The 6,342-nt window shown below is 52.1% G+C and carries 6 protein-coding genes; all 6 read left to right on the forward strand.

The window, feature by feature from the left end; genetic code table 11:
- Positions 1-100: 100 nt before the first annotated feature.
- Positions 101-1,084: an RNA polymerase subunit sigma-70 gene (locus LRL21_RS30620; RefSeq protein ID WP_240419543.1), complete on the forward strand. Its 984-nt coding sequence runs from the start codon at positions 101-103 to the stop codon at positions 1,082-1,084.
- Positions 1,085-1,120: 36 nt separating this feature from the next.
- A complete protein-coding gene (locus LRL21_RS30625) occupies positions 1,121-1,549 on the forward strand; it encodes an SRPBCC family protein (RefSeq protein WP_240419545.1) in 429 nt (142 codons plus the stop codon).
- The gene (locus LRL21_RS30630; protein ID WP_240419547.1) at positions 1,546-1,971 is read left to right on the forward strand and encodes a DoxX family protein; all 426 of its coding nucleotides are present in this window, start codon (positions 1,546-1,548) and stop codon (positions 1,969-1,971) included. Before LRL21_RS30625 ends, LRL21_RS30630 begins: the two co-directional genes overlap by 4 nt.
- An 842-nt stretch (positions 1,972-2,813) precedes the next feature.
- Positions 2,814-3,587 carry a transposase gene (locus tag LRL21_RS30635; RefSeq protein WP_240419549.1) on the forward strand — a complete coding sequence of 258 codons (774 nt, stop codon included), beginning with the start codon at positions 2,814-2,816 and terminating at the stop codon, positions 3,585-3,587.
- Positions 3,588-3,647: 60 nt separating this feature from the next.
- Entirely contained in the window at positions 3,648-5,366 is a 1,719-nt protein-coding gene (locus tag LRL21_RS30640; protein WP_240419551.1) for a protein kinase domain-containing protein, read from the forward strand.
- Positions 5,367-5,495: 129 nt separating this feature from the next.
- A partial coding sequence (locus LRL21_RS30645; RefSeq protein WP_240419554.1) for a cyclic nucleotide-binding domain-containing protein occupies positions 5,496-6,342 on the forward strand: 847 nt, incomplete at its 3' end.

Consider the following 6,342-nt stretch of genomic DNA (forward strand, 5'->3'; position numbering starts at 1 on the left):
CCCACCATCTGGTCGCGCTACTCTTTTTTTATATACAAACGAATTCTTCTATAGGTATTATAGTATTGAAGAATTCGTTCGATGAAGGGTGGACACCGCAATGAAAGTAACCGCACCAGAACTTCAGTTATTTGACGAGTTGAAGCCGGGGTTAACCTCGTTCTGTTATAGGATGCTAGGGTCAATCGATGACGCAGACGATGCCGTGCAGGAAACCTTCATCCGCGTCTGGCAAGGCTGGAGCTCCTTCCGACAGGAATCCTCGTTTAAAACGTGGGTCTATCGGATCGCTTCAAATATATGCCTGGACAAGCTAAGACAAACGAAGCGCCGCATTCGCCCCGTAGACTTCTCCGGCCCAGCGGAATCCATTGTCGAACCTCGCGAGACGCTTCCTGACTCATCTTGGATTTGGCCAGCCCCTGAATTTTCGAATAATCCGGAAGATATTTTCATCCGTAAAGATACGCTGCATATCTGTTTTATTACACTTTTACAGCTCTTGCCTCCCCGTCAACGTGCGGTGATGATTCTAAAGGATGTATTCGAGTGGCCTTCTAAGCAGATCGCAGAGACGTTAGGCATGTCGTCGGCAGCGGTAAACAGCGCTCTGCAGAGAGCCAGAGATACGTTGGAGCGGGAACAACTCCGTTCCGATGAATTCAATAGGAGCGAAGAGGCACCTGATCAGGAATTGTTGTCGCGTTATGTGGAAGCCTTCGAGCAATTCGATATCCATGCCCTGGTTGCCTTGTTTCATGAAGAAGGTCGGATGTCCATGCCGCCTTTCCCTATGTGGGTGCGCGGCAAGGATGATTTGTTCAAGTTCTTGACGCTTACGCGTTGGCATTGCGAGGGATCCCGGTTTGTGCCGGTTACGGCGAATGGCGGTTTTCCTGCGTTAGCGCAGTATATGTGGAGCAGGGAAGAGGACGGCTTGGTCCCTTGGGGGGATTCACCTCTTAGAAGTGAAAAACAACAAAGTATTCCACGTCCAAAATTTCATCAATCGAAAATTATTTGCCCGTTTCGGACTTCCGGATCGATTGGACCGATGAATTTCGTCGGTTGGTTTCGTCTATAGAAGTGAAAACTAAAAACAAGAGAGGATGTTATTACAATGGAAACGAATCAATCGACGAAAGTTACCGTACAAGTCGTCATTCAAGCGCCAGTAGAGAAGGTATGGAGGTACTGGTCCGAGCCGGAACACATCACGAAGTGGAATCAAGCTTCGGAGTCGTGGCACGCACCGAAGGCGGAGAATGATCTGCGGGTTGGAGGCAAATTCCTTACCCGAATGGAAGCAAAAGACGGGAGCATGGGGTTTGACTTCTTTGGAACATACGACGTCGTGAAGCTGCATGAGCAGATTTCATACACAATGGAAGACGGGAGAACGGTTGAGATCTCCTTCCTGAATCAAGGAAACGAAACCAAGGTGATTGAAATATTTGACGCGGAAAGCACGCATTCCATTGAAATGCAGCAGTCGGGATGGCAGGCGATTTTGGATAATTTCAAGAAATATACGGAGGAATCCCGATGATCGAGACGAATATGAAAACGGGGACACCGCCAGTAAAAGAAATCTCTAATGCGAGGCTATGGACAGCGCGTGCCATGAGCGGGATTGTTATTCTGTTCATGCTGTTCGATGGGATCGGGAAATTCGCCAAGCCCGTACAAGTGGTAGAAGGCACGGTCACGCTCGGATTCGCGGAGCACCATCTTGCAACGTTGGGTGTATTAGTATTGCTCTGCACCGTGCTGTATGCCATTCCGCGAACTCGGTTCCTGGGGGCGCTACTGCTCACGGGTTACTTAGGAGGCGCGGTGGCTGCACATCTCAGGTTGGATAATCCGTTGTGGTCTCATCTGCTGTTTCCCGTCTATGTCGCCATACTGGCTTGGGGGGCGCTGTGGCTAATCGATCCAAGATTGCGCAATCTTCTCCGAGAACGCGAATAGCATATATACTGCCGCCGAGGAAAAAAACGGCGGCTTTTTGTATAAGAAAACCCCCAGTTCAACTGGAGGTTCAGGAAAGCTTATAGCTATGAGTGGTCCATCTTTTGAACTTCATGATAAGATGAGTGCCGGTGCATGATGGCAAGCTTTTCTGAAACGTTTTGTTCATTCTTCTTAGACACAAAAAGCTCCCCTTCGAGTAGTGGTTTATTTTTTAAACCTGTCTACTTTAAGGGGAGCATATCACCGCGCAGGAGGCTCGGGATCATCCAGTGATTATCACAGCGATGGCCGACGGGAGGATTATGAGCAGGTTTATAATGTAATTAATCAATATCCGGAGATCAAGACATTGAAGACATTAATGCTTTGCCAGCAATTCTAATCAACGTCAAGGCTTCTGAGGTGGATTCGTTCGGCTTGGATTGAAAATAAAAGATGTGGCTACATGGAAAGCAAACTATTCAGCCCTCTCTCTTCCCAATAGGAAATCGGGGAGAGCGATGTTTGTGCCTCTTGATATTTTCCTTTGACCGCGGCTTTGTTGGCTTTGACAAGGCACGCTCAATAGTGCATCGCTTAACGCGTCGACAAGTGAAGATATGCGGTACGGTTCGTGGGTTGGCTGTTGATATCATTGTCAACGGTAATTTGACACTTGGAAGCAATATGATATCAGTACATATACTTGACAGTAAAAAGTTCTTGTCGAAAAATCGACGCATAGAAAAATAACCCAATTGAGCGAACTATGGTATCCATTAGTTCTCACACGAAAGGAATAATCGCCAAATGGGTTACAACAAGCAGTTTACCCTATTTACAGACGATTGAACATACCTATGCTCAAATATATGAACAACCTATTACTTCCCTTCCGTTCGTGCTTCTCCAGACAAGCCAGTTTCAAGTGGTTTGTTGTTCTGATCGTCGGCTTCATGCTGCGCTCCGACCATCTAGGTGTGACTTCCGTGATTCGGGATCTCTCGCTGAATGCCCGCTGTTACGAAACACTGACTCACTTCTTCCGTTCTTCTGCTTGGCTCACCTCATTGTTGTGGCAGAGGTGGCTTCAGGTGGTTCGCCAGCATGCGCCTTTGCTGGTGATTCAGGGTCGTGTGGTCCTCGTCGGCGATGGCATGAAACAAGCCAAAGAAGGTCGCCGGATGCCGGGGGTCAAGAGGCTTCATCAGGAATCCGAAAATGACGCCAAGGGTGAGTATATCTTTGGTCATTTGTTTGGTGCCATTGGCATTCTGGTCGGCGATTCCCGGAAGTGGTTCTGCTTGCCCTTGTTTATGAATCTACAAGACGGTGTCCAAACCATTCTGGGCTGGAAGAAGTCCGCGAGCGAAGTAGAAACACCTTCCCATGTCGTTCAGATGATTGAGCAGGGCTTCGAGGCCGCGAAAATTCGGTCAAGCGCTGTTGCTTTTGGATCGATATTTCTTGTCGGTTCCTGCCTTGGAGCGGCTGAATACGTGCCACCTCGTTTCCGAAACCCGCATGCACCTAGTGACCAAAGCCAAATCGAACGTGGTCGCCTACCAACGTCCCCCTGCAAAAAAGCCGGCGCGCGGTATGTTTTTTGTAGGTACAGAGAGTTTGCCGTTTGATTTATGTTAAAATAAATAGGCAGCAATGTTTCATTTTACTCTCTGGCAAAGGAGTCTGTTATGCTCAAAGCGACCGGTTACGACATACGTCTGGTGATTTATGAAGATGCGGCTATTATGGTGTGTCAAGCATGGTCGGTGAAGGACCTCCGCGATGTACTGTTGAAAATCGTAAAGGAAGGCCCGAAGGCGATTATCGAAAACGCTAAAGTGATAAATGAATATGAAGTCGCAGGAAGTCTCGATTTCCCCGGCATTTTAAAGCCGTTGTCGCTCTTCAGGGAGGGCAACCGGTTAATTATGGCGAGCGAATGGGCGCATGGCGTGACGCTGAAGTATTTTGCCATGTCAGGAGCGGTATCCCTTAGGGTCTTTCTTAAGATAGCCAGTGGTATTACCGCCATATTGGAACAACTGCACCAAAAAAACATTATCCATATGAACATACGGCCGGAAACGGTCGTTGTCGTGCCAGCTACAATGCAGGTGTACCTGACGGGGCTCGGACACGCGTTCGCGATGAACGAGGACAGGCGCCAGACAGGCAACATACCGCTGATGGAAGGCAATCCGCCTTATATGGCTCCGGAGCGCGGCAGGCAGCTGGACGGCTGGATCGGGGCAGGCGCCGATCTGTATTCGCTCGGCGTGACGCTGTACGAGACGCTTGCCGGCAGGCTCCCCTTTCTGGCGAAGAATGTGCTGGAATGGGCTCACGCCCATGTGGCCAGAGCCCCTCTGCCGATGGACGATGTCTCTCCTGAAATTCCGGTTATTTTGCAGCAAATTATTCTCAAGCTTTTGGAAAAATCGGTCATGCGCAGGTATCGGAGCGCAGCGGGCCTTAGGGCGGATCTGGAAGCGTGTCTTAAGCAGTATGAAGAGCAGGGTCGCATGGACGGCTTCGAGCTCGGGCGGCAGGATAGCTGCGGGCCGGCCGGTACGCCCTCGGAGAAGCATCCGGAGGCCAAGGGGAGTTATGCCCAGGTGCTGGATCTGGAGGCGGTCCTAAGAGCGTCCCAAGCGTTCTCGGAAGAGAAGGATTCGCTGAAGCTGCTGTCCAGATTGATGACCATTATGTTGGAGGCATCCGGAGCGGACAAGGGCGTTTGGATCAAGTCCGCAGGAGGGGAGCTTTTCATGGCGATGAAGCTGGATTTGAAGCGAAACGCATCGCTTTGGACAGGTTTTCTTCCGCTGGACACGTGCAGCGAAGTCAGTCCGGCCTTCGTCCGTGAGGCGGCCATAAGCCGGGAGCCCGTCATCCGAAGCGATGCCGGAGGGGGCCAATTCGATGAGGCTGATCTCTATATGCTCCGGCATGGGCCGAAGTCTGCGCTGGGTTTGCCGGTCCTGATGCAGGGCGAACTGCAGGGCGTGTTGTATTTGGAGAACAACTACACGGCCGGCGTATTTGCGGGGGACAGCTTATCGCTTTTGCAAATGCTGGCCTTGCAAATGGGCCAAGTTCATGCGCTGACCCAATACTTCGAGCCTTCCAACCCGGAGGAGTCTTACCGCGAGCCTTTGCCCGGGTCTGCTCCGGCTCTGACGAACCGCGAGCTTGATGTGCTGCAGGGCGTGGCCGCCGGATTGTCCAACAAAGAAATTGCGGATCGGCTGGTCATGTCGGCCGGTACGGTCAAAGTTCATGTCCGCAACGTGTTCGACAAACTGGGGGTCAACAACCGGGTAAAAGCCGTCGCGATGGCAGCCAAGCTAAACCTGCTGCAGACGAAAGGAATACCCCAAATGGGGTATGTACAGGATGAGAAGTGAGCTTATAATTAAGAGCATGTCGACGGAAAAGAAAAGAAAACGGATGAGCCGGACTGTGCGCTAGCCACGATTCGGCTCTTTCATTTTCGGCATCAAGCGGACGAGGTTCTTGGAAGGAGATTTGTTTTCTTGAATAAGCTTATATTTCTGGATATTCCGCTGTTCGCAGACTTGTCCCGGGTCCATAAGGCTGCGCTGCTGCAGGAATTTACCCAACTCAGCTACCGCAAAGGGGATTTATTGTTCGAGGAAGGCGAGTTCGGCGATTCGTTGTACATCATTATGCAGGGTCAGGCGAGAATTTATTTGAGCTCCACAGCGGGCGGCAAAACGACTCTGGCTATCCTCGGGGAGAAGGAATACTTCGGCGAAATGGCTTTGCTGACGGGCGACCCACGCTCCGCCTCCGCGATGGCGGAAAGCGATCTGGTCGTGCTGAGGCTGGTCAAGGAATCGTTCGACCGGATCTTGCTTGAGCATAATGCGTTAGCCGTTCAATTTGCCGGCATTTTGGCCCGGCGGCTTGCCCGGGTGAACCGGCAGTCAAGCCAGGCGTCCTCGTCGCAGGAGGAGTCGGGCGAAGCGAAAGCGTTGACATCCGGCGGGGCTCTTCGGGAGGACATGGTTGCAGAGGAACGGCCGGGGGAGCATCGGGAACGACTGGACCAACGGGACCAGAGAGAGCAGGGAGAACAGCAGGAAGGGGCCGGTGCTGACGCGGCCAGCCGACGTTCTCCGCAGGTCCGAGCGCTCGGGGCTGTCATTTCCCTGGTTGCCGGCCTGCTGCTGTATGCCGCGATGCAGACGGGCGGTCAGCCGACGGCAGCAGCCGCGCTTACCGGGACCGGGCTAACGGCCTTGCTGCTCACGGCCTGCGGGGTCGTGTCGCCGCTGCTGGCGGCCATGCTCATGGCCGCATCCGCCGTCTCGCTACCCGGCATCGGGCTTGGCGGCGGCATCTCCGCTTCATTCGTCT

This window comes from Paenibacillus periandrae (assembly GCF_022458865.1).
GTDB classification, from domain to species: Bacteria; Bacillota; Bacilli; order Paenibacillales; family NBRC-103111; genus Paenibacillus_S; species Paenibacillus_S periandrae.

Coding starts and splice junctions, on each gene's coding strand:
- LRL21_RS30620 (WP_240419543.1), top strand. CDS start 101: ATGAAAGTAACCGCACCAGAACTTCAGTTATTTGACGAGTTGAAGCCG.
- LRL21_RS30625 (WP_240419545.1), top strand. CDS start 1,121: ATGGAAACGAATCAATCGACGAAAGTTACCGTACAAGTCGTCATTCAA.
- LRL21_RS30630 (WP_240419547.1), top strand. CDS start 1,546: ATGATCGAGACGAATATGAAAACGGGGACACCGCCAGTAAAAGAAATC.
- LRL21_RS30635 (WP_240419549.1), top strand. CDS start 2,814: ATGCTCAAATATATGAACAACCTATTACTTCCCTTCCGTTCGTGCTTC.
- LRL21_RS30640 (WP_240419551.1), top strand. CDS start 3,648: ATGCTCAAAGCGACCGGTTACGACATACGTCTGGTGATTTATGAAGAT.